The organism is Streptomyces sp. NPDC015661 (assembly GCF_043077765.1).
In the GTDB taxonomy this organism is placed as follows: Bacteria; Actinomycetota; Actinomycetes; order Streptomycetales; family Streptomycetaceae; genus Streptomyces.
This window is the reverse complement of record NZ_JBIBST010000022.1, coordinates 16,385-42,705: the sequence shown is the minus strand read 5'-3', so window position 1 is coordinate 42,705 and position 26,321 is coordinate 16,385. Positions and strand designations below refer to the sequence as shown.

25 protein-coding genes and 3 pseudogenes are annotated in these 26,321 nt (G+C 69.8%); 18 read left to right on the top strand and 10 right to left on the bottom strand.

Features of this window, described 5'->3' with window-relative positions:
- Positions 1–34 precede the first annotated feature (34 nt).
- Entirely contained in the window at positions 35–322 is a 288-nt protein-coding gene (locus ACF07V_RS37565; protein ID WP_392160526.1) for a hypothetical protein, read from the top strand.
- Between the two features lie 170 nt (positions 323–492).
- Positions 493–954 carry a hypothetical protein gene (locus tag ACF07V_RS37560; RefSeq protein WP_392160474.1) on the top strand — a complete coding sequence of 154 codons (462 nt, stop codon included), beginning with the start codon at positions 493–495 and terminating at the stop codon, positions 952–954.
- A 179-nt stretch (positions 955–1,133) separates the two neighbouring features.
- On the opposite strand, the gene ACF07V_RS37555 is transcribed toward ACF07V_RS37560, so the two are convergent.
- Positions 1,134–1,697, bottom strand: a complete 564-nt coding sequence (locus tag ACF07V_RS37555; protein ID WP_392160472.1) for a dihydrofolate reductase family protein — start codon at positions 1,695–1,697, stop codon at positions 1,134–1,136.
- A gap of 250 nt (positions 1,698–1,947) precedes the next feature.
- Between ACF07V_RS37555 and ACF07V_RS37550 the strand changes: the two genes are divergently transcribed.
- The 4 genes and pseudogenes from ACF07V_RS37550 (at position 1,948) to ACF07V_RS37535 (ending at position 5,462) form a co-directional block, all read left to right on the top strand.
- The gene (locus tag ACF07V_RS37550) at positions 1,948–2,730 is read left to right on the top strand and encodes an SAM-dependent methyltransferase (RefSeq protein WP_392160470.1); all 783 of its coding nucleotides are present in this window, start codon (positions 1,948–1,950) and stop codon (positions 2,728–2,730) included.
- A gap of 338 nt (positions 2,731–3,068) precedes the next feature.
- Positions 3,069–4,580, top strand: coding sequence for a hypothetical protein (locus ACF07V_RS37545; RefSeq protein ID WP_392160468.1), 1,512 nt, complete (start codon positions 3,069–3,071; stop codon positions 4,578–4,580).
- A 117-nt stretch (positions 4,581–4,697) separates the two neighbouring features.
- Positions 4,698–5,175 (top strand): annotated as a pseudogene (locus ACF07V_RS37540) (TetR/AcrR family transcriptional regulator); the annotation flags it as partial.
- Positions 5,169–5,462, top strand: coding sequence for a hypothetical protein (locus tag ACF07V_RS37535; protein ID WP_392160530.1), 294 nt, complete (start codon positions 5,169–5,171; stop codon positions 5,460–5,462). The pseudogene ACF07V_RS37540 and the gene ACF07V_RS37535, both read left to right, overlap by 7 nt.
- A 41-nt stretch (positions 5,463–5,503) precedes the next feature.
- Here the strand turns inward: ACF07V_RS37535 and ACF07V_RS37530 are convergent, their stop codons facing one another.
- The 3 genes and pseudogenes from ACF07V_RS37530 to ACF07V_RS37520 all read right to left on the bottom strand — a co-directional run bounded on the left by ACF07V_RS37530 (position 5,504) and on the right by ACF07V_RS37520 (position 8,935).
- A complete protein-coding gene (locus ACF07V_RS37530; protein WP_392160524.1) occupies positions 5,504–6,529 on the bottom strand; it encodes a TolB-like translocation protein in 1,026 nt (341 codons plus the stop codon).
- A 266-nt stretch (positions 6,530–6,795) separates the two neighbouring features.
- Positions 6,796–8,052: pseudogene (locus ACF07V_RS37525) on the bottom strand (MFS transporter); the annotation flags it as partial.
- A 1-nt stretch (position 8,053) separates the two neighbouring features.
- Positions 8,054–8,935, bottom strand: coding sequence for an alkaline phosphatase family protein (locus tag ACF07V_RS37520; protein WP_392160467.1), 882 nt, complete (start codon positions 8,933–8,935; stop codon positions 8,054–8,056).
- Positions 8,936–9,463: 528 nt separating this feature from the next.
- Between ACF07V_RS37520 and ACF07V_RS37515 the strand changes: the two genes are divergently transcribed.
- On the top strand, positions 9,464–9,922 hold the full coding sequence (locus ACF07V_RS37515) for a group II truncated hemoglobin (RefSeq protein WP_392160465.1): 459 nt from the start codon (positions 9,464–9,466) through the stop codon (positions 9,920–9,922).
- 212 nt (positions 9,923–10,134) lie between these two features.
- On the opposite strand, the gene ACF07V_RS37510 is transcribed toward ACF07V_RS37515, so the two are convergent.
- From ACF07V_RS37510 to tnpA, 5 genes and pseudogenes are all read right to left on the bottom strand, one after another.
- Positions 10,135–11,028 (bottom strand): GyrI-like domain-containing protein, encoded by an 894-nt coding sequence (locus tag ACF07V_RS37510; RefSeq protein WP_392160463.1) that lies wholly within the window; start codon positions 11,026–11,028, stop codon positions 10,135–10,137.
- Positions 11,029–11,232: 204 nt separating this feature from the next.
- Entirely contained in the window at positions 11,233–11,610 is a 378-nt protein-coding gene (locus ACF07V_RS37505) for an FKBP-type peptidyl-prolyl cis-trans isomerase (RefSeq protein ID WP_392160461.1), read from the bottom strand.
- Positions 11,611–11,797: 187 nt separating this feature from the next.
- Entirely contained in the window at positions 11,798–12,496 is a 699-nt protein-coding gene (locus ACF07V_RS37500) for a nucleotidyltransferase domain-containing protein (protein WP_392160459.1), read from the bottom strand.
- Between the two features lie 182 nt (positions 12,497–12,678).
- Positions 12,679–13,437 (bottom strand): class I SAM-dependent DNA methyltransferase, encoded by a 759-nt coding sequence (locus tag ACF07V_RS37495; RefSeq protein ID WP_392160457.1) that lies wholly within the window; start codon positions 13,435–13,437, stop codon positions 12,679–12,681.
- Between the two features lie 157 nt (positions 13,438–13,594).
- A pseudogene (gene tnpA, locus ACF07V_RS37490) lies at positions 13,595–13,816 on the bottom strand (IS200/IS605 family transposase); the annotation flags it as partial.
- A gap of 39 nt (positions 13,817–13,855) precedes the next feature.
- Here tnpA and ACF07V_RS37485 point away from each other — a divergent pair.
- From ACF07V_RS37485 to ACF07V_RS37450, 8 genes are all read left to right on the top strand, one after another.
- The gene (locus tag ACF07V_RS37485) at positions 13,856–15,076 is read left to right on the top strand and encodes an RNA-guided endonuclease InsQ/TnpB family protein (protein ID WP_392160455.1); all 1,221 of its coding nucleotides are present in this window, start codon (positions 13,856–13,858) and stop codon (positions 15,074–15,076) included.
- Positions 15,077–15,223: 147 nt separating this feature from the next.
- Complete coding sequence (locus ACF07V_RS37480) at positions 15,224–15,562, top strand: thioredoxin family protein (protein ID WP_392160453.1); 339 nt, start codon at positions 15,224–15,226, stop codon at positions 15,560–15,562.
- A 956-nt stretch (positions 15,563–16,518) separates the two neighbouring features.
- Positions 16,519–17,421 (top strand): alpha/beta hydrolase, encoded by a 903-nt coding sequence (locus tag ACF07V_RS37475; RefSeq protein WP_392160451.1) that lies wholly within the window; start codon positions 16,519–16,521, stop codon positions 17,419–17,421.
- Positions 17,422–17,443: 22 nt separating this feature from the next.
- Positions 17,444–18,718 carry a serine hydrolase domain-containing protein gene (locus tag ACF07V_RS37470; protein ID WP_392160449.1) on the top strand — a complete coding sequence of 425 codons (1,275 nt, stop codon included), beginning with the start codon at positions 17,444–17,446 and terminating at the stop codon, positions 18,716–18,718.
- 419 nt (positions 18,719–19,137) lie between these two features.
- Positions 19,138–19,635 carry a carboxymuconolactone decarboxylase family protein gene (locus ACF07V_RS37465; protein ID WP_392160522.1) on the top strand — a complete coding sequence of 166 codons (498 nt, stop codon included), beginning with the start codon at positions 19,138–19,140 and terminating at the stop codon, positions 19,633–19,635.
- Positions 19,636–19,789: 154 nt separating this feature from the next.
- Positions 19,790–20,590 carry a hypothetical protein gene (locus ACF07V_RS37460; RefSeq protein ID WP_392160447.1) on the top strand — a complete coding sequence of 267 codons (801 nt, stop codon included), beginning with the start codon at positions 19,790–19,792 and terminating at the stop codon, positions 20,588–20,590.
- Between the two features lie 183 nt (positions 20,591–20,773).
- A complete protein-coding gene (locus ACF07V_RS37455; protein ID WP_392160445.1) occupies positions 20,774–22,225 on the top strand; it encodes an RNB domain-containing ribonuclease in 1,452 nt (483 codons plus the stop codon).
- A 249-nt stretch (positions 22,226–22,474) separates the two neighbouring features.
- Positions 22,475–22,879 carry a hypothetical protein gene (locus tag ACF07V_RS37450; protein ID WP_392160443.1) on the top strand — a complete coding sequence of 135 codons (405 nt, stop codon included), beginning with the start codon at positions 22,475–22,477 and terminating at the stop codon, positions 22,877–22,879.
- Between the two features lie 285 nt (positions 22,880–23,164).
- Here the strand turns inward: ACF07V_RS37450 and ACF07V_RS37445 are convergent, their stop codons facing one another.
- A complete protein-coding gene (locus ACF07V_RS37445; RefSeq protein ID WP_392160441.1) occupies positions 23,165–23,521 on the bottom strand; it encodes a DUF805 domain-containing protein in 357 nt (118 codons plus the stop codon).
- A 436-nt stretch (positions 23,522–23,957) separates the two neighbouring features.
- Between ACF07V_RS37445 and ACF07V_RS37440 the strand changes: the two genes are divergently transcribed.
- The 3 genes from ACF07V_RS37440 (at position 23,958) to ACF07V_RS37430 (ending at position 26,204) form a co-directional block, all read left to right on the top strand.
- Entirely contained in the window at positions 23,958–24,614 is a 657-nt protein-coding gene (locus ACF07V_RS37440) for a class I SAM-dependent methyltransferase (RefSeq protein ID WP_392160440.1), read from the top strand.
- 354 nt (positions 24,615–24,968) lie between these two features.
- Positions 24,969–25,622 carry a LysE family translocator gene (locus tag ACF07V_RS37435; protein ID WP_392160438.1) on the top strand — a complete coding sequence of 218 codons (654 nt, stop codon included), beginning with the start codon at positions 24,969–24,971 and terminating at the stop codon, positions 25,620–25,622.
- A gap of 198 nt (positions 25,623–25,820) precedes the next feature.
- Positions 25,821–26,204 carry a hypothetical protein gene (locus tag ACF07V_RS37430; protein WP_392160436.1) on the top strand — a complete coding sequence of 128 codons (384 nt, stop codon included), beginning with the start codon at positions 25,821–25,823 and terminating at the stop codon, positions 26,202–26,204.
- Positions 26,205–26,321: the final 117 nt, after the last annotated feature.

Below are 26,321 nucleotides of genomic sequence, written 5' to 3'. Positions count from 1 at the left end.
AACCCAGGGCAATCAGGGTGCCCTCGTCGTGTCGATGGACTGGAGACGGAAGAGGGAGCAGGACGAAGCCCTGAAGCTCGCGGTGGCGTTTCTCGCTGAGAGCCGGCGCGTTGACGACCAGCCGCTTGCCATGGATGCAGAGGGTGTCCGCGAGAGCGGCCGGCTCCTGAACGTGCCCTACAACTCTGGGCAGTACCTCGCCTCGCGCAATCTGAGGGAGCGGCTGTTGGACTGCTGGCCCATCCTTGTCGACCGGGAACGTGGAGACGTGCGGTTCGGAACCCTGGACGAACGGCATCTGTGGAGGAGCCCGAGCACTTGAGGGGCTGTCCCTGACTGACCGGGCCACAGCTGCCTGGACAGCCCCTGGGCAATCTCCCGAAGCGGAGTGGACTTGGTCGGGGTAGACCGCCGGCGGTCTACCGCCATGCCGTGGACGCTGTATCCCGTCCCCAGCCGGAACGCCGCGCGTGAGCCCTCGTTGTACCGCGCATGATCACTTCACCGAACCGAGCCCGCGCGACCGTCCTGACTGCCGCGGCCACGGCCGCGCTCATGGCCGCGATCCCGGTAGCGACCGCCGCCCCCTCCACCGACCTGCGTGCCCGCAACTGCGTCGCGCATCCCGGCGGGGGGTGCAAGCGGAGCATCGTGGTGGAGTACTGGCACAAGGAAGGTGCCTCGCAGCGGGGTATCGGCTGGGTGTACGCGTCGAAGAAGCCGGCGCGCAAGGGCACCGTCTACTACGCGCGCTGGACGTACAAGGCTCCTGGGCGGGCGTGGAAGAACGGTGCCGGCTGGAAGAAGGCCAACCTCACCCAGGGCTCGAACGGCTTCTTCGCCTCGGTCTGGTGGGGGCGCGGCGGACACACCGGACCGCAGGTCCCCAAGGGCACTCAGGTCTGCACCCAGTACAGGGACGAGCGGAGCTCCACCTGCCTCACCCTCAAGTGACGGCCGGTCCGACGCCCGCGGCCGCCGGGCGGCGTCGATCACGGCACGACGCCCTCGGCGGCCGCGACATGACGCAATCCGCCGAGCCCGGGACACGCTGCACCCGAAGGGTCCCTTGCCCTCGCCGCAGGCCCACTGCGCTCGACGGGCCGGACGCCAGGGGTCGGGACATCAGTCGGCTAACGCGCCACGCGGTAGCGGAGGTAGACCACCTTCGAGCTGAACGTGCGAGTCTCGACGAGTTCGAGGTCCACCCGGCGCTCGTGCTGGGGGAAGAACGAAGTGCCACCGCCGACCAGCACGGGACAGACCATGGCCCGGTACTCGTCGATCAGACCCAACGCGGCCGCCTCGGCGGCCAGCGTCGCGCCGCCGATCGCGATCTCACCCTCCCCCGGCTCGGCCCGCAACCGGGCGATCTCCTCCTCGAGGCTGCCGGAAGCCAGGCGGGCAGTGCCCTGCACCTCCGACAGGGTGGTGGAGAAAACCACCTTCGGGAGCGGCTTCCAGAGCGAGGTCCACTCGCGCATGGAGTCGTCGAGCGAAGGGTCCTGGTCGGCGGTCTCCCAGAACAGCATCGTCTCGTACAGCCGTCGTCCCAACAGGTGGACGTCGACCTTTCGAATGTCGTCGATCCAGAAGCGGAAGAGCTCCTCGTCGGGCGTCGTCCAGTCGAATTCGCCGTCCGGCCCGACGATGTAGCCGTCGAGTGACATGCTCATCGAATAGGTCACGCTGCGCATCAGAAGTCCTCCTAGGTGACGGCTTCGACGGTGACGGCTTCGAGAGTACGACCGCCGGACCGAGGGACCCGTCGCGGCTCGCGGGGCCCTGGGCCGAGTCACCTCACCGCACCATTTCGGGATCACTCGCCCTACGGCGACCACGGGCAAGCGGGATCGGTCGTCCGAGCCGACCCGTGAGCGGTGGTGAGTGTGGCCAATGGGGCGGTGGTGTAAGGGAGTTGCCCGAGCGCTGCGATACGTTGGAGACGTGACCGACATCGAATCGCGCATTGACACCTCCCGGCCGCACACCGCCCGGATATGGAACTACTGGACCGGTGGCAAGGACAATTACCCGGTCGATCGCGAGGCCGGCGACCAGATCCGTGAGCTGCATCCCGGGATCGGGGAGTACGCCAAGGCCGACCGGCTGTTCCTGGGACGGGCGGTGCGGTACCTGGCGGAGCAGCAGGGCATCCGACAGTTCCTGGACATCGGTACGGGGCTGCCCAGCGCCGACAACACGCACGAGGTCGCCCAGCGCGTCGCCCCCGACGCGCGCGTCGTGTACGTGGACAACGACCCGCTCGTCCTCGCGCACGCCCGTGCCCTGCTGGTCGGGACGCCCGAGGGCCGCACCGACTACCTGGACGCCGACCTGAGGGACGTCGACACGATCCTGGCCGCCGCGGCGAAGACGCTCGACCTCTCGCAGCCGGTCGCGCTGATGCTGCTCGGGGTCGTCATCTTCGTCGAGGACGACGAGGAGTCGTACGCGATCGTCCGCCGGCTCCTGGACGCGCTCGCCCCCGGCAGCCACCTCGTCCTGTCCCACACGGTCACCCACCCCGACATGCCCGACGTCGACGCGGCGGTGGCGTTCTGGAACGAGCACGGCACCCCGAAGCTCACACAGCGCACCCCCGCCGCAGTCGCCCGCTACTTCGGCGGCCTGGAGCTGCTCGAGCCCGGAGTCGTGTCGTGCTCCGCGTGGCGGCCGGAGACGCAGACCCCGGACGTGGCGATGTACGCGGGCGTCGGCCGCAAGTGACGGCGGGATCTTGAACCGGCGCTCGACCGTCGGGGCGCTGCCCGCCTGAGGTCGGCGGTGGCGCCTGTGCCCATCCATTCCTTTGCGCACGACGGAGTCCGGTGACTGCCGACCACCCGTGTCACTTCAGTACCCCCGAGTGCCGTCCACCGTGGCGCAGCTGTCCGCCATACGTCCGATTGCACCCTGTTATGCAGCAAAACGTGAGGTCAGAAGGTAGATCCCTGGGTTGACGAGGGTTCCGGTTCGGGTGATAGTGACGCTCGCCGCCGCGTTCGTCCGGCGTGCTGCACCAGGGGTGGGGACTCTTGAACGACAGTCATGAAGACGCTGACCACGTGCGTGGCGACCTGAGAGAGCGGGTCGACGCTCTGGTCGCCGCCGGCCGTCCGGCCGAAGCGCGAGCGGCCGGGCGGCGCGCCCTTGACGCCGACGGGCCCGACGCCGGGCTCCTCCTCGCTCTCGCCCGAGCCCACATGGTCGAGGACGACGACGACCACGACGACGCCGCCGAGCGAGTCTTCCGCGAGGGCCTGGACGCCTTTCCGGACGACATCGGTCTACTCGCCGGATACGCGGAACTCTGCGCCCGCACCGATGCCATCGACCGACCGGGGAGGCACGCGCGGGGTCCCGTACTCCTCGCCCGCCTGCGCGAGCTCGCTCCGCACTCCCTGGAACTGCAACGCGCCGAGACCGCGGGCAGCTCCGTCTCCGCCGGCGCAAGGGACGGCGCCTCGGTGCGCCGGGTCCAGTCGTTCGACGCGGCCCGCGTCTTCGCCGACGCGCCCACGCCCCAGGACGCCGCCGCCCAGGCCGCCCAGTGGGCCGCGGCGGCCCCGCGCGACCTGCGCCTTGCCGTCCTCGCCGAGACGACCGCCGCCCTCGCCGCCCCCGGCCGCCGCTGGTCGCGCCTGCTGCTGCGCCGGGGTCTCGAGTACCGCTTCGTCGTCGGCGTTGTCGTCGCTCTGCTCGTCGTCCTGCGCCTGACCGTCCTGCCGTCGGTGCCGTACGGCGTGGCCACAGGGGTGGGGCTGCTGCTGGGGCTGCCCTTCCTCAGCCTCCGAAAGCAGCTGAGGGCCGCCCGTACGCGGGCTTCGGAGCGGATGGCCGCGGCCATGACCGAAGCCGGTCCGGCGGGCATGGCCGGTCAGGCGGGCGAAGGCGGTCAGGCGGGCGAAGCCGGTCCGGACGGCGAAGCTCCCGGTCCCGACGGCGAAGCCGACGCCGAGGGCGACGGGTTCGGGCCGCCGGAGCTGCCACCCGTGCCCCGCGTCACCCCGCGCGAGTACGCCTTCGCCGGGGCCGGACTCGCCCTCCTGCTGGTGATCGGCGTCGCGGCGTACGGCTCCTCCCTCGCGTACCCCCGCTACGACATCGTCACCCACGACACCTTCCGGGGCCTGAAGGGCTTCGACCTTCGTGAGGAGTTCGATCCGTTCGGCGCCGTGCCGGAAAGCGATCGGCAGGCGTCGGCGGCCCGGGTGTACGTCGCCCAGGACGCGGCCCCGGATGCCGCCGCCGAGTACCTCGTGGCCGTCATGACCGGGGACTTCCACGAGCTGCGCGAGTCGTACGTGTACGACGCCAATGGACTCGTGCCCACGGACACGGACGGGGTCGGCATCATCCACGACACCTGGCGCGCCGGGGCCGGCCCGTACCAGGGCTGGATGCGCTGCCTCAGGTACACCGAGGTGGCCACCGGCACGCTCCGGGCGATGTGTATATGGGCCGACAAGGGCAGCATCGGCATGGTCCTGTTCACGGCGGAGGACCAGAACCGGGAGGCGGTCGAGGAGACGGCCCGGTCCGTCGGCGCCGAATTCCTCCGGCCCGCTCGGGACTGAGCCTCGGCACCTCACGTGCCGGCGCTACGGCGGTGGAGACCTCGCGGTCGGCCGGACAGCGCGCTCGGATCGCGCTCGCCCGGCGGGTCTGCCGTGACGGACCGGGCGCAGCAGATCATGGCCGCTGCCCGGGAGCTGCTCGATGCCGAGGGGCCGGAGGCGTTTGTCGATGCGGCGCATCGCCGAGCGCTTGTCCGTATCCGGGGCGCCTTTCCTGTACAAGCACTTCCCCGACAAGGCCGCTGTCGAGGCTGGGCTCCAGGTTCAGGGGATGACCCGGTTGGTGGAGGAGCTGGAGGTCGCCGAGACGGAGATCGGCGTCGAACCGCCCTTGCTGGTGTGCGCCCGCGCCTGCCGCCGGCACGCCCTCGCCCGTCCGCACCTCTACCGGATCACCGACAGTCGGCCGATCGCCCGCACCGCACTCCCCGAGGGGCTCGAAGACCGCGCAGCTGCGCCGCCGGCCCACGCGGCCCACGCGGCCCACGGCGACATCGACGTCGCACGCTCCTTCTGGGCCTTCACGCACGGCACCGTCGTGCTCGGACTCGACGGCCGCTTCCCGCCCGGCGCAGACCTGGACGCCGTATGGCGGCACACGCCGCTGTCGCGACCGCGTACGCCGAGCGGTTGTGCAGCTCCCGCCACGGTGCACTGCTGCGGCGCCGGGCGGTCGTCGTCGGCTGGCTCCTTGCCGCCACGATCACCGCCTCCGGCATCGGTTACGTGCTGCTGTCCACCACCTTGACCCCGGCCGCGTTCCTGTCACGGTCCCCGCTGCGCGTCTGGATCGCCGGACTCGCGGTCGCGTCCTGGCACGACGCTCCGTACGGCACCCCGGCCGAGCGGGCGGCGCTCGCGCTGGACTTGGCGAGCCGCTGACCGGCGGAGTGAGTCGACAGGTGCCGCCGGGGATCTGGGCGTCACTCCAGGAACGCCGGTGCCAATGCCGCCGTCATCAGGCGCTTCGGGGCGCCCGAGCCGTCGGCCGGGACGGCGTAGAGGTCGGCGCCGTAGTCGCCCGGCAGGGAGTAGGAGACCGTGTGGTCGTCGAGCCAGACGGCCTGGTCGTCGACGCTGCGGGGCTCCGCGAGCGCGGTCTCCCGCAGAGTGGCCAGGTCCAGGGCGTACTCGTGCCACGGCGCGTCGGCGGGCGCGCCCGCGACCCGCTTCTTGTAGACGACCTTGGTCTCGTCGGGGGAGAGGGACGGGCACTCGACGTTCTGGTGGACGGTCGTGACGGTACGGGCAGTCAGGTCGCCGCGCACCAGATAGGTCTGCCCTGCGGTCGCCATGGTGGCGTAGAAGTGCCGGTCGTCTCGGGAGAAGGTGACGCCCCAGAAGTTGGTGTCGGCAGCGCGGTAGTCCTTGCCGTCCTTGACGACCCGGAATTCCTCCAGGGACGTGGTGAGCCGGCCCGTCTCGGTGTCCAGGACGGCGGTACGCGTGGAGAAGGTCGCGCTGGCGTACGAGTCGCCGCCGACGAACACCGTCCACGCGACCAGGCGGCCCGACGGCGAGACCCGGGCGCGGGTCGGGATGCCGGGGAGCGGGTAGTGGGCCCGCTCCTTGAGCGCGGAGTCCAGGACGACCGCCCGGTATGTGTCCTCCACCGTGCCGCGTACGGCCTGCAGGCAGATGCCGGTGCCGCCGGCCGCGTAGAAGCGCAGGCACTTCACGCCGGACGCGGTCCGCGGACCGGCGGGGGCGCCGGCCGGCACGGTGGCCAGTTCGTCGCGGTGCGGGCCCCAGGCCATGTTGCGGAAGACGATACGGCGGTCGGCGCCGGCCGCGAGCGAGACCCGCCCGGACCCGATCGCCGGGCCGCCCGCCTGCGGGCGGTCCTTCTCGGCGGCCCGGTCGGCCGCGTGCAGCAGGGACGCGGCAGCCACACCGCCGAGCACGGCGAGCGCAGCGAGCAGGACGAGCAGTTTGCCGCGCAGGGTCAGCGGGGTCATGCGGGCTTATCCTCCGAAGGCGTGTCCGTGGTCGCGTCTGTGTCCGTGCAGGCGTCCGTGGCCGTGGCCGTGGCCGTGTCCGCGTTCGTGGTCGCGTCCGCGTCCGCGTCCGCGTTCGTGGCGGTGGGCGAGGTCCTGGCCATGCCCGGGGTAGTGGCTGCACCCGGGGTCGTCCCCCTGCCCGGGGTAGCGGCTGCACCCGGGGTCGTACCCCTGCCCGGGGTCGCATCCGTCCCCGTACCCCACGCCGGACCCTCGGCCGCAGGCCGTAGCGCGAACGCCACCGCCCCGCACACCGCGAGCCCGGCCGTCGCCGCCCCGACCGCCCAGCGGTCCCCCCACGCGGTCCACGCCGCGCCGAAGGCGATCGAGCAGCCGAAACGGGCGAGCGCCTGGCCCGTCTGGATCAACGCCAGCCCGGACGAACGGAGTTCGGGCGGTACGAATCCGGCCGCCGCGGCCATCAGTACGCCGTCGGTCGCCGCGTAGAAGCCGCCGTGGAGTGTGAGGACCAGCCAGGGGAGCGCCGGGCTCTGCCAGCCGCTGAGCAGGGCCCCGTACACGAGCAGCAGGGCGACGTGACCGCCCAGGAACACCCGCCAGCGGCCGATCCGGTCGGCGAGCCGGCCCAGCGGGACGGCGAGCAGCAGGAAGGCGGCGGCGGTGCCGATCGGCAGCAGCGCGAACCAGCGGTCGGCGACGCCGAGCCGCCGCTGCAACAACAGGTAGACGAAGGAGTCGCTGACCGTCGCGAGTCCCAACAGCAGGGCGCACAGGGCGAGTCGGCGCACATCGGGCACCCGGAGCAGGGCCAGTGCGGCCTTCAGGGAGGCGCGCGGCGCTCCGTCGGACGCCGGGGCCGCCAGGGGGCGGGGGCGCGAGGGTACGAAGAGCAGCAGGATGAGCACGCCGACAGCGGCCACGCAGAAGCTGACCGTGAACACCGCGTCGTAGCCGTCCACCGTCTGACGAAGAATCAGAAAGGCGACGAGCGGACCGATCAGGGCTCCCGCGGTGTCCATCGCCCGGTGTACTCCGAAGGCCCGGCCGCGCGTCTCCTGCGGCGACGCCAGCGAGATCAGGGCATCGCGGGGCGCGGTCCGCAACCCCTTGCCGGTGCGGTCCGCGGCGAGCACGGCACCGATCAGCGGCAGGGAACCGGCCACCAGAAGCAGGGGCTTGCACAGTGCGGAGAGTCCGTAGCCGAGTGCCGCGACCGTCTTGTGCCGGCCGCCGCGGTCGGCGAGATGGCCGCCGACGAGTCGTACGAGCGCGCTGAAACCGTTGTACACGCCGTCGAGCAGGCCGAAGCCGAGCGGCGAGAGGCCGAGCCCGGCGACCAGGTAGAGCGGCAGCACCGCCGTGACCATCTCCGAGGACACGTCCGTGACGAGGCTGACCGTGCCGAGCGCGAGCACGGTGGGTGCGACGGCGGCGCGCCGCCCGGGACCGAGGTCCCGGGCGGCGGCCGTCGCGGCCGTCGCGGGGGTGCTGCGACTGTCCGCTACGTACACGTCAGGGCGTCCAGATGCCGGTGATCGGGGTCGCGTTGGCGGCCTGGCCGGCGTGCGTGGTGCCGTACATGTCCTCGATCGTGCGCAGCAGGTTGTAGTGGTTGTACGTGGTCGCGGACGTCGAGCCCGGGACCACCTGCTGGCCGTAGAGAACGGTCGCGATCTTGTTGCCGGCGAGCCGGTTGTCCTCGTCGAAGGTCACGACGAGCAGGCTGTTGTGGGTCTTCGCCCAGGTCGCGTAGGCGCCCAGGTTGTTCTTCAGCCAGGTGTCACCGGTGCTGACGGAACAGTCGTGCATGTCGCTGCACAGGTTCGGAACCACGAAGGACACCTGCGGCAGCGTGGTGTAGTCCGTCGGGAACTGCGCGAAGGTGTACGCCGACGAGGTCGGGACGTTCGAGAAGCCGAACCACGGGTTGTGCTTGCGGGCGTACTTGCCGCTGCTGCACGTGGTCGAACCCTGGCTGGGGAGCGTCTCGTTGTAGCTCTTCCAGGTCTTGCCCGCGGCGATCAGCTCGGAGGCCAGGTTGGGCGCGGACGAGAAGCCGGGCGTGTAGCAGCTGTCGTCCGTGATGCCCTGGGTGGAGCCGGAGAACAGCGCGAAGTAGTTGGGCTGGCTGGGGTGGGTCTCGGCGTACGACTGGGTGAGGTTGGCGCCGCCGGTCTTCAGCGAGTTGATGTACGGAGCGCTGGAGCTGCCGATGATCTGGCTGTACGCGTGGTTCTCGAAGACCACGACGACGACGTGGTCGGGGGTGGGTACGGTCGCCGCGGCCTGGGCCTGCGACGTGCCGCCGAAACCGGCCCACAGGCCGATCGACGCGGCCGCGAGGCCGAGGGCGGACAGAAGGGCGGTGCGGCGTTTTCTGGGCGCGCCGGACACGACTACCTCCGGTTGAGGGTGATGACTACGGGAGCGGTGCAACCGGCAGGCTAGAAGTGGGCATGTCAACCTGGAAGGTCTTCCGCGTGAAGACCCGGCAAACGTCTGCCGCCACGACAGGGCGCACCCGCGTACCTCCTCGCCGCCTCAGCCTCAGGCTCAGCCTCAGCCTCAGCCTCAGCCGCAGGCTCAGCCTCAGCCTCAGGCTCCGCCTCCGTCTTCCGCTCTCCCTCTCCACCAGTGTCCGCCCGCCCGGCCTCAGCCGCAGTGCGCCGCCTTCTGCCGCGCCCTCACCGAGCCCCGGCGGGATGCGGCCGGATGGCTCACTCCGACGGCCCCCGACACTCGCACGGGCTCGTGCCCACCGCGCGACGGGTTCGTCGCCCGGCCTGCGACGGGCTCGCGTCCGGCCCGCGACACGTGTGCGGGAGCCTGGGCGCCCCGTCGCGCCGAGAGCGAACATGCCGGGATCCGGGCCGTGTTGTGTGAAGGTGGGGAGGACGCAACCTGGATCACTGGAGGGCTTCCATGAGTGCCGAGCACACCAACACTCTGTACGAGGCTGTGGGCGGTGCCGACGCGCTGCGCCGGCTCTCCGGGACGTTTTACGAGGCGGTCCTGGCGGACCCGCTCCTCGCGCCCGTCTTCGCCGACTTCACCGCCACCCATGTGGAGCACGTGGCCGTGTGGCTGGCCGAGGTGTTCTCGGGACCGGCCGAGTTCACGGCGGAGCTCGGCGGGCACCAGGCCCTGCTCCGTGCCCATCTCGGGCTCGGGATCACGGAGGAACAGCGGCTGCGCTGGATGGAGCTGATGGCGGCGGCCGTGGAGAAGGAGCTGCCGGACGACGCCCTGCTGCGTCGCCGGGTGCTGGAGTACTTCGACTGGGGCACGCGGATCGCGAAGGACGTCTCGGCCTCGGCCCCGGGGACGGACCTCGGCGACCCCGGGCCCACCCCGCGCTGGGGCTGGGACGGCCTGGCCTGACCCGCCACTGGGCTCGGCGCGCACCGTCCGGCGCCGGCGTCCGCGGGCGTGCGCCTGCTCGTGCGCTCGGACGTGCGCGTGCGCCTGCTCGTCCGCTCGATCGTGCGCGTGCGCCTGCTCGTGCTCGTGCGCCCGCTCGTGCTCGTGCTCGGGATTCAGCGTGGACCTGGGTGGCGCCTTCCGGTCGAAGTCGCCACCCAGGTGCCGGTAGGTCAGGCCCCGGCCTCACCGCTGATCCGCTCGACCGGGATCCACAGCTGGGAATCGGTCTCCGCGCCGATCTCCACCGGCTGCGTCCGCAGCAGCTCCGGACCGGGCCGGCTCGCGTACGGGTTGGAGGGGAACCACTGGGTGAACACGTCCCGCCACAGCTCCTGCAGGGCGCTGGGATAGGGACCGTGGTTGTCGAAGACCGCCCAGGTCCCGGCGGGAACGTCGAGGGCGTCGAGCTCCTCCGAGGCTGCCTCCGTGCCGGCGACCACACCGATCCAGTAGTCCACCTCGGCGCCCTCCTCCCGGCTGTCGGTCAGGTGCACCACCGCCGACAGGACCCCCTTCGGTTCCCCGTCGGCCAGCTCCTTCATCCGTATGATCGCCTGCTCGTCCAGGCTCTGCACATGAGCCGCGGCCGCCGCGTTGACGCCCTCGTGCACGAGCGGGACCCGCGCTTTCCTGCCGACGACCCGAAACGCTTCCTTCTCCACGATCCGGTACCGCATGGTCGTACTCCCTTCGACGACGACACGGAAGGACATGCGCGGCTGCGCCGTGAGCGTCGCACCCGTGCGCCGGGCCTCGCCCGGTCCGATGCCGTGCACCGACCGGAACGCCCGGGCGAACGCCTCGCCCGAGCCGTACCCGTACCGCACGGCCACGTCGAGCAGCGTCCGCTCCCCGCCCAGTACCTCGGCCCCGGCCAGCGTCATGCGCCGGCGCCGTACGTACACGGAGAGCGGCATCCCCGCGAGCGCCGAGAACAGGCGTCGGAAGTGGTACTCCGACGTCATCGCGATCCGGGCGGTCTCGGCGACGTCGACCTCCCGGCCCGCCTCCGCTTCGAGGCAGCGCTCGATGTGGTCGAGCGCCTGGTTGAGCTGCTCCAGCACGGGTGCGTGTCCTTCCCTCTGATGTCTTCACCGTAGGAATCACCACCCTTCCAGGGCCCGATGATCCATGCCCGGAACGATCGGGTGACCACCGACCGCTTCACGAGCCCGGAGCGACGGGGCCGTGTCGTACGGGGGATGTGTCCGCCGGAGCCGGAGCCGGAGCCGGAGCCGGAGGCGGTCTGCTGCAGGCCCAGGCCCGCCTCAGACCACCGAGAGCAGGTCCACCACGAAGATCAGCGTCGAGCCCGGCGGGATCAACGACGAGGGGGACTGCTTGCCGTAGCCGAGGCGCGGGGGAACGATGATCTCGCGCCGGCCGCCGACCTTCATTCCCCTGATGCCTCGATCCCACCCCTTGATGACCCTGCCGCCGCCCACGGCGAACTTGAACGGCTGGCCCCGGTCCCAGGAGGCGTCGAACTCCTTTCCGGACTCGAAGGTGACCCCGACGTAGTGAACCTGGACAACCCTGCCCGGCTTCGCCTCGGGTCCGTCCCCGACGACCAGGTCGCGGAAGGTCAGCTCGGTGGGAGCGTCACCCTCCGGAACCTCGATCTCGGGCTTCTTCAGTTCACTCATTGCAGCCTCGCTACTCTCCGCCGGTGGCCCTGGTACGGGCCGGCCCGGGCGCATGGTCATTCCATGCGGCAGACGATCACGCTACCGAGAGCGCACGGGACGCCGAAGCCGTGCTCCAACCGTCCAGGTCGGCGGCGAAGCGCCCCTCCGCTTCCGCCGCGCCGATCCCCAGATACTGAACGGTCAGTCATCGGATGGCGTACCCGTCCCACAAGGGGCCGCCCGCCAGGTCCAGTACTTCTGTCACGGCCGCGGTGAAAACCTGCGTGTCCCCGGCGATCGCCTGCGGGGCGGCTTCGGACAGCGCGCGGTGCAGCGCGGGCTCGGCCTTGGCCAGCCGACGTGACAGCCACTTGCCCCCACCGAGCCAATGCCCGCCGATCAGCAGAGCCAGTTCCGAGGCGCGCTGGAGGATGTGTGAGACCACGTACACCCGCTCCGCGGGGTCCGGGCAGCCACGCAGGTCGTCGAGCAGGTCGGTCAGGATGTACCGCTGGTAGTCACGCTCATGGTCCGAGAGCGGCAGTGGGCCCGCGGCCCAGCGCTTGCGTGCCTCGGCCTGGAGCGCGGCACCCAGGCCGTCGGCGTCCACCAGGAGCATGCCGTCAGCGCACATGGCGAGCAGGGGCGATCTCCGCTTCGCGGTCTCCTGGTCGACGAAGCCGTGCCACGCGGCCTCCGTCTGCACGAACAGCTCCACCGGCCAGCCGCCGTAGAGGAGGTTCTCCCGGTACGGCGCGGGCGGCCCGTCCAGGAGGACCACAAGGTCCAGATCGGAGGTGGGCGTCCGGCGGTCGGTCAGCACGCTGCCGGCAAGGAAGGCCGCCCGGGCGGAGGGGAATCGGTCCCGCACGAGTTCGCGGGCGGTGAGGACGGGGTCGTTCATGATCGCAGCGTACGTGCAGTGAGGGCCTCGCAGGAGGGCTGGTGCACCGGAGCATCGGTGACGCGAACATCCCACGCGCCGCCACCTTGACCAGCGGCAGCGACAACAACGTCACCCAGCTGACCCGCCCTCCCCGGTGGGCCCATGGGCTCCGGTCTCGGCCTGCACATCCGCTGCCGGACTCAGGCCGGCTTGCGCCACACGGAGATGTGCTTCGCGGAGTCCTGGGTGAACGGCGCCCCCTCCCAGTCCGCCACGCGACGCTCGAGCTCGAGCCCGGCGATCCGTGCCATCAGGTCGAGCTCTGCCGGCCAGGCGTACCGGTGCCGGGAGGCGCCGCGGCGGTAGCGGCCGTCGTCACCCTCACCCTCGCCCTTGCTGTCGAGGGTGAAGTGGTGCGAGACGAGAATCTGCTCGACGAGGTCGAAGGTGTCGAAGCCGAGATGCCGCTCGGAGACGTCGAACGGCACCGCGACCTGGCCGGGCGGCAGGAACCGTAGGGGCGGCACGCCCAGCTCGATGACGAATCGGCCGCCGGGTTCCAGATGACGTGCGGCATTCCGGAAGCACTCGACCTGCTCGTCCTGGGTGAGCAGGTTCGTGATGGTGTTGTAGACGAGATAGACGAGGGAGAACCGGCCGGGGACGACGGTGGTGGCCATGTCCCCGATGGCGACCGGGAGAGTCTCCTCGTCGACCTTGCGCCGCAGCACCGCCGCCATGTGCTCGGACAGTTCGATGCCCGCGACCGGCACGCCGCGTTCCCGGAGCGGGACGCCCACGCGTCCGGTCCCGATGGCGAACTCCAGCGCCCGGCCGTCTCCGGCGAGGTCGGAGAGGAACGCGAGAGTCGGTCCGAGAACGGCGGCCGAGGACATCTCGGTCTCCTCGGCGTCGTAGCGGTCGGCGGTCGCACGGGTCCACAGTTCGCTGCTCGTCACGGGCAGCCACTCTCCCGGGTGCCGAGGGGACTGTCGACGGATTTACCGGGACTCTTGCGGAAAACCCCGGCCTTCAGGCCGGGGATGAATGCATCTCATCACTGCTCTGACCCGCAGATCACAGCGGACGTTTTTGCTGCTCGATGTACTGGCGGATGATCGCGACCTTGGGCGGGAAGTGCACCAGGAGGTGCACGTGGTCGCGTTCGCCGTTGAACTCCTTCAGCTCTGCTTCGAAGTCGACGTACACCTTTCGCGTGATGTCTTCGACCCGTGTCAGCATCTCGTCGTTGAACACTCCGCGCCGGTACTTCGTCACGAAGACCAGGTGGACGTGCATCGCCGGGACCACATGTCTGCCACGGCGGAACTCACTCATCGGTCGTAGCCGTGAGAGCAACCTCCTATGATCGCGGTTGTGCAGCTTCGCTACTCCTACCGGGTCTATCCGGACGCCACTCAGCGCCGTGCGCTGGCCCGGGCGTTCGGGTGCGCCCGCGTGGTGTGGAACGACTGCCTGCGCGCCCGGAAAGAGGCGTACGAGGCCGGTCTGCCGTTCGTGAAGTCGGCAGAGCTGTCGAAGCTGCACATCACGCAGGCCAAACGCACCGAGGAACGGGCGTGGCTCGCCGACGTGTCGTCGGTGATCCTCCAGCAGTCCCTTCGGGACCTGGACACCGCATACAAGAATTTCTTCGACGGCCTCAAGGGCAAGCGGCCCAGGATGGGCGCTCCCCGCTTCAAGTCCAAGAAGGACACCCGGCAGTCCATCCGCTTCAACACCAACGCGTTCTCTCTCCAGGACAACAAAACGGTGTATGTCGCCAAGGTCGGCAACGTCCGCGTGAAGTGGTCTCGTTCCCTCCCCGCCACCCCGACCTCCATGACTCTGGTCAAGGACTCATCGGACCGGTACTTCATGAGCTTCGTCGTGGACACCGACCCCGAGGTGCTGCCCGAGCTGGGAACCGAGACCGGCATCGACCTCGGCCTCGGACACTTCGCGGTCCTCTGCGACGGCACCAAGGTGGACAGTCCCAGGTTCCTGCGCCGGGCTGAGAAGAAACTCAAGAAGATGCAGAAGACCTTGAGCCGTAAGGCCAAGGGCAGCAACAACCGCGCCAAGGCGCGGGCCGAGGTCGCACGCCGGCACGCCCGAGTGGCGGACCAGCGGCGGGACTGGCTGCACAAGCTCTCCACAACCCTGATCCGCGACAACCAAGCGATCTATGTGGAAGACCTGGCAGTCAAGGGCCTGGCCCGTACTCGCCTGGCGAAGTCCGTGCACGACGCGGGCTGGTCGCAGTTCGTCGCGATGCTGGAGTACAAGGCCGCCAGGCACGGCCGGTACTTCGGGAAGACCGGCCGGTTCGAGCCGACCTCTCAGGTCTGCTCAGCCTGCGGTGTCAAGGACGGCCTCAAGCCCCTGAACATCCGTGAGTGGACCTGTCAGGAGTGCGGGACCGTCCATGACCGCGACGTGAACGCCGCACGCAACATCCTGGCCGCCGGACGGGCGGACAGGCTAAACGCCTCGCAGAGCGCAGGTAAGACCAGGGCGAACGTCCCGGCACAGCGCGTTGAAGCAGGAAGCCACCGAAAGGGTCAGACGACCCAGGCCGGAATCCGCGCCCTTTAGGGCGGGGAGTACGTCAACTTCCACCGGTTCCGGTCATGCTCACGATGCCGTTCGAGGCTGTAGGGGCGCTCGCTCCGGTCGCACCCAGGTGCGTCCAGCGGGGGAAGATAGGGACGTCGACGACGGAACGCGAGATCAGGAGCTTCCATGGCGAAGCGGTTTCACCAACCCCGTGAGGACGCGGAGTTCGATTTCATCCTCGGGATGAGCAGTGACCCGGTCCTCGCGTACTTCACCGGGACGTGGCCGAAGGCAATCGAGCCCTGCCGGGAAATGGACCTCGTCGTGGGTGGCATCGCCGAGGAGTACATGGGTCGTCTGACGGTCGTCCGCACCGACATCACGCGCTGTCCGGCCGCAACCAAGCGATACGAGGTCACCGGAGCCCCGTCCTACGTGCTGCTGAAGGAGGGAGAGGCGGTGGCGCACGGCGCGGGGCCCATGACCGTCGCCGAGGTACGGCAGTTCCTCGACGGCCACCTCTGAGCGGCCGCCCCGGCACGCCGCCAGGACGCACGTCACAGGCCGAGCGCACTTCGCCGACCAGGCCCAGGCTTACGACGACACTCCGGGCCGGACTCCCGGCCGGTCCTCAGGTACTGTCGTCCACGCAGACGTCGGCATCCGAACCGGCTGCGGCTTCGGCCTCGTCCCCGGCTTCACCGTCGGCCCAGGCCACAGACCAGGCCTCAGCCCCAGCCACAGCACCGGCCTCAACCTCTGCCGCTGCCCGGGTTGCCAGGCAGCTGACGGCGGAGGAACTGGTGCAGGCCGCGCTGCCGGTCGGGACCACCCCGGATCTGGTCGGCGAACCCGCCTCCACCTTTGGGTCCGAGCCGGGCGACGAGAAGGTCGAGTCCTTGTCCGGGAGGGGCGACACCCATGGCGGGAGCTCCCTGCTGGCGTCCTACGAGGGCTCCGGTGCCAGGGAGGCGTTCGCGAAGGTGCGCGAGGGCCTGAAGACCTGCAGGTCCTTCGAGCGGCAGAGCCCGGCCGGTTCGTACAGGGGAACCGTCACTGTTCTCGCCGCCCCGAGGGTCGGTGAGGAGGCGGTACGTTTCGAGATCGCCGCCCCGGTCAAGCCGGGCCTGTCTGTGGTCGAGTGCACCGTGGTGCGGGCCGGGAGCACGGTGGTGACCTTCAGCAAACTGTCGATCGCCGGCCGCGATGTACGTGCCTTTCCGCCCGTGCTCATCACGAAGCAGGTCACCCGCCTGCAGCAAGCGCAGCGGCTGACTGCTCCCCGCCCTGCGGAACGGCACGAACCGGATCGACGCCTCGCCCGCGCGGGGACAGCCCCGCGAGCCGGCGACCCTGAGGAGGGACCTCGGCCCGCTCGTACGGGGGGACGGACGCGTGCGCGCCGGGTGGCGCGCGATCGGACTGGTTTGCGCGACGGATGGCGGATGATTCGCCGACGGGCGCCCGCCAGGATGGCCGTCATGGATCCCGAACTCCAAGCATTCGTCCCCCTGTTCCCCAAGGCGGACCTGACCGACCCGGTCGCCGAACGCAAGCAGTACGCCGCACTGGCGACCGCCAGGCCCGCCCCGGACACCACGGACCTCGAGATCGAGGACCGCCTGGTGCCCGCCGATCCCGACGTGCCGGTACGGATCTACCGTCCGCGCGCGGCGTGCGGCGCGGTCATCTGGCTCCACGGCGGCGGATACGTCGTCGGCGACGTGGACACCGAGCACGCCTGGGCCGCCCGGGTGGCCCAGGGGTCCGGCGCGGTGGTGATCTCCGTGAGCTACCGGACGGCCCCCGAGGACCCGTTCCCAGCCGCGCTGGACGACGTGTACGCGGTGCTGCTCTGGGCTGCCGGACACGCCGCCGAACTCGGATTCGACCCCGAACGGCTCGCGGTCGCCGGGCACAGCGCGGGCGGAGGCCTCGCGGCCGCCGTGGCCCTGCGGGCACGGGACGAGCAGGGCCCGCGGATCCGCTTCCAGCTGCTCAACGAGGCCCAGCTCGACGACCGCCAGGAGACCTGGTCGCAGCGGAACTTCACGGAGACGCCCTGGGTCACGCGGGACATCGCCACCCAGTCGTGGCGCCACTACCTGGGCTCGGCGACCGCGACGCCGTACGCGGCGGCCGGGCGCGCGGAGGACCTGTCGGGGCTGCCGCCGGCCTACATCGCCACGGCGGAGTACGACCCGAACCGCGACGACGACATCGCGTACGCGCTGCGGCTCCTTCAGGCGGGGGTGTCGGTGGAACTGCACCAGTGGCCGGGCACCTTCCACGGCTCGCAGGCGATTCTCTCCGCCGAGGTCTCGCAGCGCCAGATGGCGGCGATCGCGGACGCGCTGCGGCGCGCGCTGACGCTGACCGACTGATGAGGACGAAGGGACGACAGTGATGAAGATCCGAATGGCCCTGTGCGGTGGCATGGCCGCGCTGACCCTCGGGGCGGGGACGTTGGCGGCGGCGGCGCCGCCGCACAGCATCGCGGACGAGGCGGCTGGACCACACACGACCTCGGACGAGGCGGCGCCGCCGCAGAGCACCTCGGACGAGGCGGCGCCGCCGCAGAGCACCTCGGACCGGGCGGCTTCCTTGCGGTCCGCCCTGGAGGGCGTCCATGAGGCGGGCGTACCAGGCGTGTTCGCGGAGGTACGGGACTCCGGCCACCGGTTCTGGCGCGGTGCGTCGGGGGCCGCGGATGTGGCCACCGGCCGCCCGGTCACCCCGGACATGCTGCAGCGCGTGGGCAGCATCACCAAGACCCTCACGGCGGCGGCGATCCTGCAGCAGGCGGAACAGGGCAGGATCCGCCTGGACGCGCCGATCGCCGACTACCTCCCCGACCTGGTTCCGGGCGAACGCGGCCGGAAGATCACGATCCGCATGCTGCTGAACCACACCAGCGGCATCCCCGACTACATCCGGTACGCCTTCCCGTCGCTCCAGGTGCCCTCGCCGAAGAGCCTGGACGACAACCGGTTCCGGCAGTTCAGCCGGGCCGAGCTGATCGAACTGGGCGTGTCGGCACCCCCGGCGGCCGAGCCGGGCGCCGCGCCCGGGGTGTACTCGAACACCAACTACCTCATCCTGTGTCAGCTGTTGGAGAAGGTGACCGGTGAGCGGGCCGAGGACTACATGACGAGGAACGTGATCCTGCGGGCGGGCCTGAAGCACACCTACTTCCCGACGGGTACGCAGATCAAGGGACCGCACGCCCGGATGTACGAGTCGCTGTGGGGCCTGATCGACCCGCCGCGTGACTACAGCGTCTACAACATGTCATGGGTGGCCGGCACGGCCGACCTGGTGTCCACCATGGACGACCTCAACCGGTTCTTCGGCAAACTGCTCGACGGACAGATCGTGAGCCGCGCGTCGCTGGCGGAGATGCAGCGCACGACTCCCGTGATCGAGCTGGACGGCTCGACGTCCGCCTACGGTCTGGGCCTGGAGAAGATCGACATCCCGGGCTGCGGCACGTTCTGGGGCAACGGGGGGACCGTCTGGGGCGCCGGAACGATGTCCATGACCCGCGCCGACGGCGGCCGCCAGATGTCGATGGCGCTCAACCTGATGAGGTGGAGCAAGCCGGACGGGCAGGGGAATCCGCAGCCTCACCCGATCGACGGCGCGCTGAAGGAATGGCAGGAGGTGGCGTTGTGCGGGTGAGAGCGACACCTGCTCGTACCCTCGCACCGTCCGTCATGTGAGGAGGAGGCCCGCTCGGATCAGACACCCCGGGCGGGCCTACTCGTACGACGGCACAACCACCATGAACGACCATGCGGACCCATCACCGCAGTGGGCCATGGGGGTGCTTCGGTTCCCGCATCCTGGATACTGCCCGGCAAGAACCGGCCGAGAACCCGGGGGGACCCGGCCTCGGGCTCGTGCTCGTGCTCGTGCTCGACTGTCCATCGGGCCACCCCGAGATCACTTCCTTGGAACACCTCCAGCGCCTCATGCGAGGGGCGGCAGAGTTCTTCCTCGGGGTCTGTCACATTCCCGTCCGCGGTTCCGTCAGTGCTGTGAAGACGCCGGCGAGAGCGCCGGTGCCACGGATCGACCGGACGATGGAGAACCCCGCTATGTCGAACAACGCTGCTGCTTCGATCTCCCGCATGCCGAACCCTGGCGAGTTCGTGCCCGAGCTGGCCGATGTCAGTGCCGCGCTTTTCCGTGCGACCGGTAACAAGTCCGTTCCGCGCACGACGATCAACCTGGTGCACCTGCGGGCGGGGCAGATCGTGCACAACACGTACCTGACCGTCTTGAACACGAGCTTCCTGCGGAAGGCGGGGGAGTCGGAGGAGCGGATCACGGCGGTCGCGTCCTGGCAGGACGCTCCGTACTTCACGCCTGCCGAGCGGGCGGCTCTCGCACTGGTGGAGGCGACGCTGCAGCCCGCCCCGCACGGTCGTGAGCGCGTGACGGACGAGGTGTACGCGGAGGCGGCGCGGCACTACGACGAGAAGGCGCTGGCCACGCTGACGATCGCGATCGGTCAGATCAACTTCTTCATCGCGCTGGCGGTGATCGGCAAGCCGCAGCCGGTCGAGTCCCTCACCGCCCAGCAGTGGGACTGACCACCGTGTGTGGGCATGGATTCCTTCCCGTTGGTCGGCTCGCCGGTTCTTGAGCCGCACCTCGCCCCCCGGTTACGTACACGGAAAATCTGCAAGGAAGTCGGCTTGTCGCCCCTCGCGGGAGGGGCAGGTTCGGGCCTGGGAGTATGAGCGCATGCCCGAGGAGCCGAACCTGCTGTCCAGCCTGTGGCCGCTCGTGCCGTCCGGGGCGGCCGACTGGCTGCTGGAGCTGTGCGGCGACGGCATCACCGGATTCATGCCACCGGCGATGCCCGACGCGGTGTGGGTGCTGAACGCCATGTACGAGCACGAGCAGGGGCCTGCTGATGTGTCGTACCACGAGTACCGCCAGGCACGTCTGGCAGACGGGAGCGCCTCGCCCCGTGTCGTCGCCGGCATCGACCTCGATGCCGTGGGTGTGGTCACGGGTGGAGGGCTGGGCCGTTCCCGGCATCCGGGCCCCGGCTGGCGACGGCTGCGCTGGGCCGAGCTGGCCGGGAGGACCGGCGACCCGGTCGTGCCGGACGGGCTGCTGCCCTCCTACCGTTGCTTTCCTTCGGCCAAGAAGGAAGGCAGCTGGCCCCTCGGCATGGTCGCGCCGACCGAGGGGAGCCTGGACCGCGAGACCTGGAACCGGCTGGTCGCCATCCTCACTCAGTACAGCCCGACGGGCCCTGAAACCTGGTGCCTGGCCTACTACAACCCGCTGATGCTCGGAGCGACGGACTTCGACAGCCCGCACGTGCGTGCGGGTCGGCTGGGCGATGCCGAGATCCTCTACGACCACGCCGAGGCCGACTTCAGCCCGTCCAACCTCTGGGCCGATGACCGTTCCTGGGTCCTGTGCACCGACTACGACCTGTGGGCCACCAAAGTCGCAGGGCCCCCAGCCCTGATCAAGGCCTTGCTGGACGACGTCGAGATCGAGGCGGTGCGACTGCCCTGGGCGCACTGATGGAGAGCTGCTCCCCGATCCGGGGGAGTGGGCCTGTTCGCAAGGGCATGGGCTGTGAGGCCTCGTCCGGCCATCCCACCCAAGCCTCTCCATGCCTGCTCGTCATCCAAGGGCGTCCGCCTACTCCACCCGCCCGGCCCCTCTCCCCGTGCCGCTGCGTGGTCGCTGCCCTACGCTCGGCACATGCGACGCCCCCAGATGCACATGTCCCGCGAGGCCCAGGACGCCCTGCTCCAGGCGCTGCAGCAGCTCCGGGCGGAGTTGAAGGCCACCACGGAATTTCCCGCACATGTGCTCGAAGCGGCGGAGGCCGCCAAAGCCGCGCTCCAGCTGCCCGACAAGGACGCCACCCACCTGCCGTTGTTCACCATCGACCCGCCGGCCTCGAAGGACCTCGACCAGGCCATGTATCTGGAGCGGCGGCCCGGCGGCGGGTACCGCGTGCACTACGCCATCGCCGACGTGGCGGCCTTCGTGAAGGCCGGGAGCCCGCTCGACGCGGAGGCCCACGACCGGATCGAGACGCTGTACTTCCCCGATCTCAAGGTGCCCCTGCACCCGCCCTCGATCTCCGAGGGGCCGGCCAGCCTGCTCCCGGACCAGGTCGTCCCCGCTCTCCTGTGGCAGCACGACCTCGACGCCGACGGCAACGTGACCGACTCGACCGTGAGCAGGGCCAAGGTCCGCAGCCGGGCCAAGCTCAATTACGAGGGCGTCCAGCAGGACATCGACGCCGGTACGGCCGAGGAGTCCGTCGCCCTGCTGCGCGAGATCGGCAAACTGCGGGAGGCCGTCGAGGCCGCGCGGGGCGGGATCTCGGTGAACCTGCCGGACCAGGAGGTCACCCTGGAGGACGGAACGTTCCGGCTGAGGTACGTGGCAACGCTGCCCGTGGAAGGCTGGAACGAGCAGATCTCCCTCATGACCGGAATGGCCGCGGCACGGATCATGCTGGACAGCGGTACGGGGATCCTGCGAACCCAGCAGGAGCAGACCGACCCGCAGGTGGTCCAGCGCGTGCACGACGTCGCGAAGCTGCTGGGAATCGACTGGAAGCCCGGCGTCTCGTACGCCGCGCTGGCCAACTCCCTGAATCCGGCCGACCAGAAGCACATGGCCTTCCTCAGTGAGGCCACGGCCATGTTGCTCAAGGCGGAGTACACCACCTTCCGCGACAACCACATCCCCGAGCACACGGGCCACGCGGCGATCGCGGCCCCTTACGCCCACTGCACTGCCCCGCTGCGGCGCCTGATCGACCGGTACACCGGTGAGCTGTGCGTGGCCGCGTGCGCCGACCAGGCCCCGCCGAGCTGGGTGCTCGACGCCCTGAACTGCCTGCCGTGCGACATGGCGCGGGGGAAGGGGAGAGTGGCGGACCGGCGCGCGGTGGACCTGGTGGAGGCCGCGGTGCTGAAGAACAGGGTGGACGAGGTCTTCGGCGGTACGGTCATCAACACCGACGCGGAGGACGGCAAGCCGAAGGAGGGCACCGTGCACCTGGCGGAACCCGCCGTGATGGGCAGGATCACGTCCGGCGCCAAGCTCGACCTGGGCGCAAGCGTCCAGGCCAAGCTCATCCGGGCCGACCCCCTCTTCTCGGGCAAGCACAAGATCCTCTTCAACAAGGTGTAGCGACCCGTCGCCTCACGCGACCCCGCGGCCACATGGCGAGTACGGCTGGACCGGGGCAGCTCGGGGGCCACTGGTGCAGCGAGCGCCTCCCGGAAGGCGGCACGCAGCGGGGGCAAGGGCCGGCGGGCGCCCCAGGAGACGGACGAACTCGTCCACCGTCGATGTGACAAGACGTCCTTGCCAGGCGAGGTACAGCCCGACCGGGCCCAGGCTCTGTCCGGCGGATCACCACGATGACAGAGTGGGTCCGTGAGTTACAGCATCTTCCTGCTCCGATTCGTCGACGGTGAGGTCGTCGGGTTGGACACCGAACGGTTCCGGCAGATGACGGAGCCGTACGTCGTGGCGGGCGGTCCGGAGGAAGGCTTCTCCCAGCTCCGCGCGGAGGACGGGGGAGAAGCGGATGTCTACCACGAGGCCCATGGCGAACATGGGATGCCGTGCGTGACAGCGACGCACTTTGCCCGTGGCGCGATGCTCGGCGTGCTTGCCCGGCTGGGGGCAGCCCTCGGAGCCTCGATCGTCCCTCAAAGCGGTGGGGCACTGATCTTCCATGAGGAGGACCGTCGGCACCTCTCTCCAGAGCTTCAGAGGGGCGCGGTTGTCATCGCTCCCACGGCGAAGGCGCTGCAGGCGGCATTCGACGCGCGCTGAGCGTTTCCGCCCCGTGCCAGGATGCCAGTTGCGGCGCCGATGGTGTGGCCTGCCACTGGCGCGTAGTAGCGCTGCCCGGCGGCATCAACGGCCCTACCTGCCGCAGGTGTGGACTCCTCCGCCGGCAACGGGGGAGTGACTCTGCGCTCGCGTGGGTTGGTCCCAGTGCGGCCAGGTGAACTTCGACGGCGCACGCCTCCGCCCGTCACTTGCTGTGGGCTCTCTCGTTGCGCCGAAACCCCAGGAAGGCGACCTTTCGGGGCTTCGGCGCGGGGACACGGACCGTCAGTAGGCCGCGGCCGCCTTCGGGTTCGGTCCGTAGGCGTTCGGGCGCTCTTCGCTCTCGGTGGCGAGGAAGACGATCAGGATGATGCCGCCCACGAGGGGAATCAGGCTGAGGAGGATGAACCAGCCGGAGCGGCCGGTGTCGTGCAGGCGGCGGACGGTCACACCCAGGTGCGGCAGGAGCACGGCCAGGAAGTAAATCGGGTACAGGAGCGGGAAGGTGCCGATCGCGAGGTCGACCGTCGCGACGACGATCACCGCGATGATGTTGAACAGGAAGAACATCCAGTGCTCCTTGCGGCGCGCACGCCCACTGAACACTACGTACTTCTTGAGAACTTCGACGTACCAGTTCACTTTTCCCCCAATGGCTAGGTCTTGCGAGCGGGAGCCTGGCTCCCTGTGGGGCAAGCCTTGCGCAGGATCGATCAGATTGCCTTCGCTTCTGACAATCCCGGTGGGAACGCCTCGCGTACCCGCGAGGTCATGGTCGCGTTCCGGTCACGTGGTTGCAGCCATGGCTGCTCTGGTCTGTGCCGTCGCTGTGGCCGCCACTTGACGCCGTGGGCCGGCGGCTGGTGGTGATCCAAGCCCAGCTGCTGGCGCGCGGCCGCCTGCTGCCAGTGAGGATCCTCTCCTATGGGGCGGCGTGCTGCTTTCCGTACCCGCGCGGGATTCTCTCCCCGTGTCCGTAGGGAGATCTGTGCTTGTTCGCTCGAGCCTCCGTGTTGTGCCGGGCGCGGTGACTGTTCCCGGGGAGTGCATGCCGCGGGGAGTTTGATGGACTGGGGCGATGAAGACCTTGTCGTCGCGTGTGTTGCGGGCTCTTGAACGGTTCAACGCCACTTATCCCTGGGACCACAACGCCCACTACCATCGCTGGATTCTGCGGCAGTTGCCCCCTCGTTTCCACGATGCCCTGGATGTCGGTTCCGGCAGTGGCGATCTTGCGAGGCTCTTGGCCGGACGGGCCGACGCTGTACGGGCCGTCGATTCCGATCCCGTGATCATCGCGCAGGCACGGAATCTGACTCCTTCGGCGCTTCCCGTCACTTACCTCGTCGTGGATGCGACAGCCGAGTTTCCCGCCGGCTCGTACGACGTGATCACGTGCGTCGCCACGATCCACCACCTGCCGTTCGCCCAGACGCTGGCCCGTTGCCGCCGTCATCTGGCGCCGGGAGGCACCCTGGTGGTCGTCGGCCTCTCCCGCCCCCGGACGCCGGCGGACCACCTGCTCGGTGCCCTCGCCATCCCGGCGAACGCCGCCATGGGCTGGCTGAAGAACAAGGGTCGACCCTCGCCTCGGCCCGTTTCGATGACGGCTGCTACTCGCTCAGCGGACATGGCCTTTGGTGACATCGTCCGTGAAGCCGGGAAGGTCCTCCCAGGTGCACGGTTGCGGCGACGGCTGTTCTGGCGCTATACGCTTGTATGGAATCGGTCTTGAAAAGCCGGTGACGGAGCAGGGCGCCCTGTCCCACGGGTACAGCGGGTTCCGGCGGTGGAGTCAGCGGTGGGGCGTGGTGCTGGGGGTGCGCCGACGGGGCCTGATCCTCACCCGCACGGGAAACTTCCGCCCCAGGGCCGAGAGCTCCCCAATGCCAGCAGGCCGTCGTCTCGTACGCCCCGCGCGCGAGGAAGTACTGAAGGCGGATGTGCCGGTGTGGGCGACGGGTGGCGAGTGGCGAGTGGCGAGTGGCGCGGGGCGGAGCATGCCGAACGCCCACGTATCAGTCCTGCTGATGCGCAGAGAAGCAGAGCGCATTGGACGTGATCGTGGCCACGGATTCAGGATGGCCGCATGACCGTTTCCTCTTCCATCGCCTCCTTCGCCGTAGTGGCGGGCATGCTCACCATCATGCCGGGACTGGACACCGTGCTGGTGTTGCGATCCGCCATCACTCTGGGCAGGCGCCGGGCCTTCGCGACCGCGCTGGGGATCCTGTCCGGCGTGCTCGTGTGGGGCGTGGTCGCCGCTGCCGGGGCCACGGCCGTGCTCACGGCATCCCATCTGCTGTACGACGCGCTGCGTGTGGCCGGTGCCGGGTACCTGGCATGGCTGGGCATCAGCATGCTCCGCCGGACGATCAAGGAGCGCGGCCGCCGCACGGCGGGGGATGCGGCGGATGGAGAGGGAGTCACGTCCGCGGAGGCGACGTGGGCACGTTCCTGGGCGCGTGGGCTGGGCACCAGCCTGCTGAACCCGAAGAACGGCGTGTTCTACATGGCGATGCTGCCTCAGTTCATCCCCAGCGAAGCCCCGCACCTGCTGATGGGAGTCGTCCTGGCGGCCGTGCACGACCTGGAGGGGCTGGTCTGGTTCAGCGCGCTGATATTCGGCACCCAGCTCGTCCGCAGGTGGCTGAACCGCGGCTCGGTGCAGCGGGTGATCGACGCGATCACCGGCACGCTACTCGTCGGTTTCGGCATCAAGCTGGCACTCGGGGACAACTGACCCTTGAGGCTGACCAGCACCGGTCGGAACGCGATGAGGCCGGCCGGCCCTTGCGGACCGCGTCCGCACCCTGGCGCCGCAGAACCGTCGCCAGACGGCTCCGACGCCGTGATCACACCAGCCACGCGGCGATCATTTCTGTTGCCGATGACGCTCGTTCTGGCCGATCCTGTCCACTTCGCGAGCGAGGAGGACCACGTGGGCCTGACCCTGTTCCCAGGAGACGGAGACAACAGCAGCCCGGACGTCTCATGGTCCTGCATCCGCTTCCACGCGTTCCGGGAACGGCTCGCACAGTCCGAGGGGTTCAGCCTCCCGGAGATGCGGGGCTTCGGAGGCGACCGGTCGTGGAGTGACGTCTCCACCCCCCTGGAGCCGCTCCTCGATCACCCGGATGTCGGTGGTGACGCCCTCTCTGCTCCTGACTGCGCTGCGATGCTGCCCCGCCTGCAAGCGATCACCGGCGAATGGCTGGAGGAGCCCGACGAACCACTCCTCCAGCAGCACATCCAGGACGCTCAACAACTGACGGTCGTCCTGCGCTTCTGCGTGGACAAGGGCGTCGAACTCATCTTCCTCTGACGTTGATGAGGTCCAGGCTGCCGACCCCCCACCCCGGCTGCAGATACAGGGCAGTTACGGGACAGCCCTGACGTGGGTTGGATTGGATCCCCGGCCGACGTCCTCTCCGCCACCCGC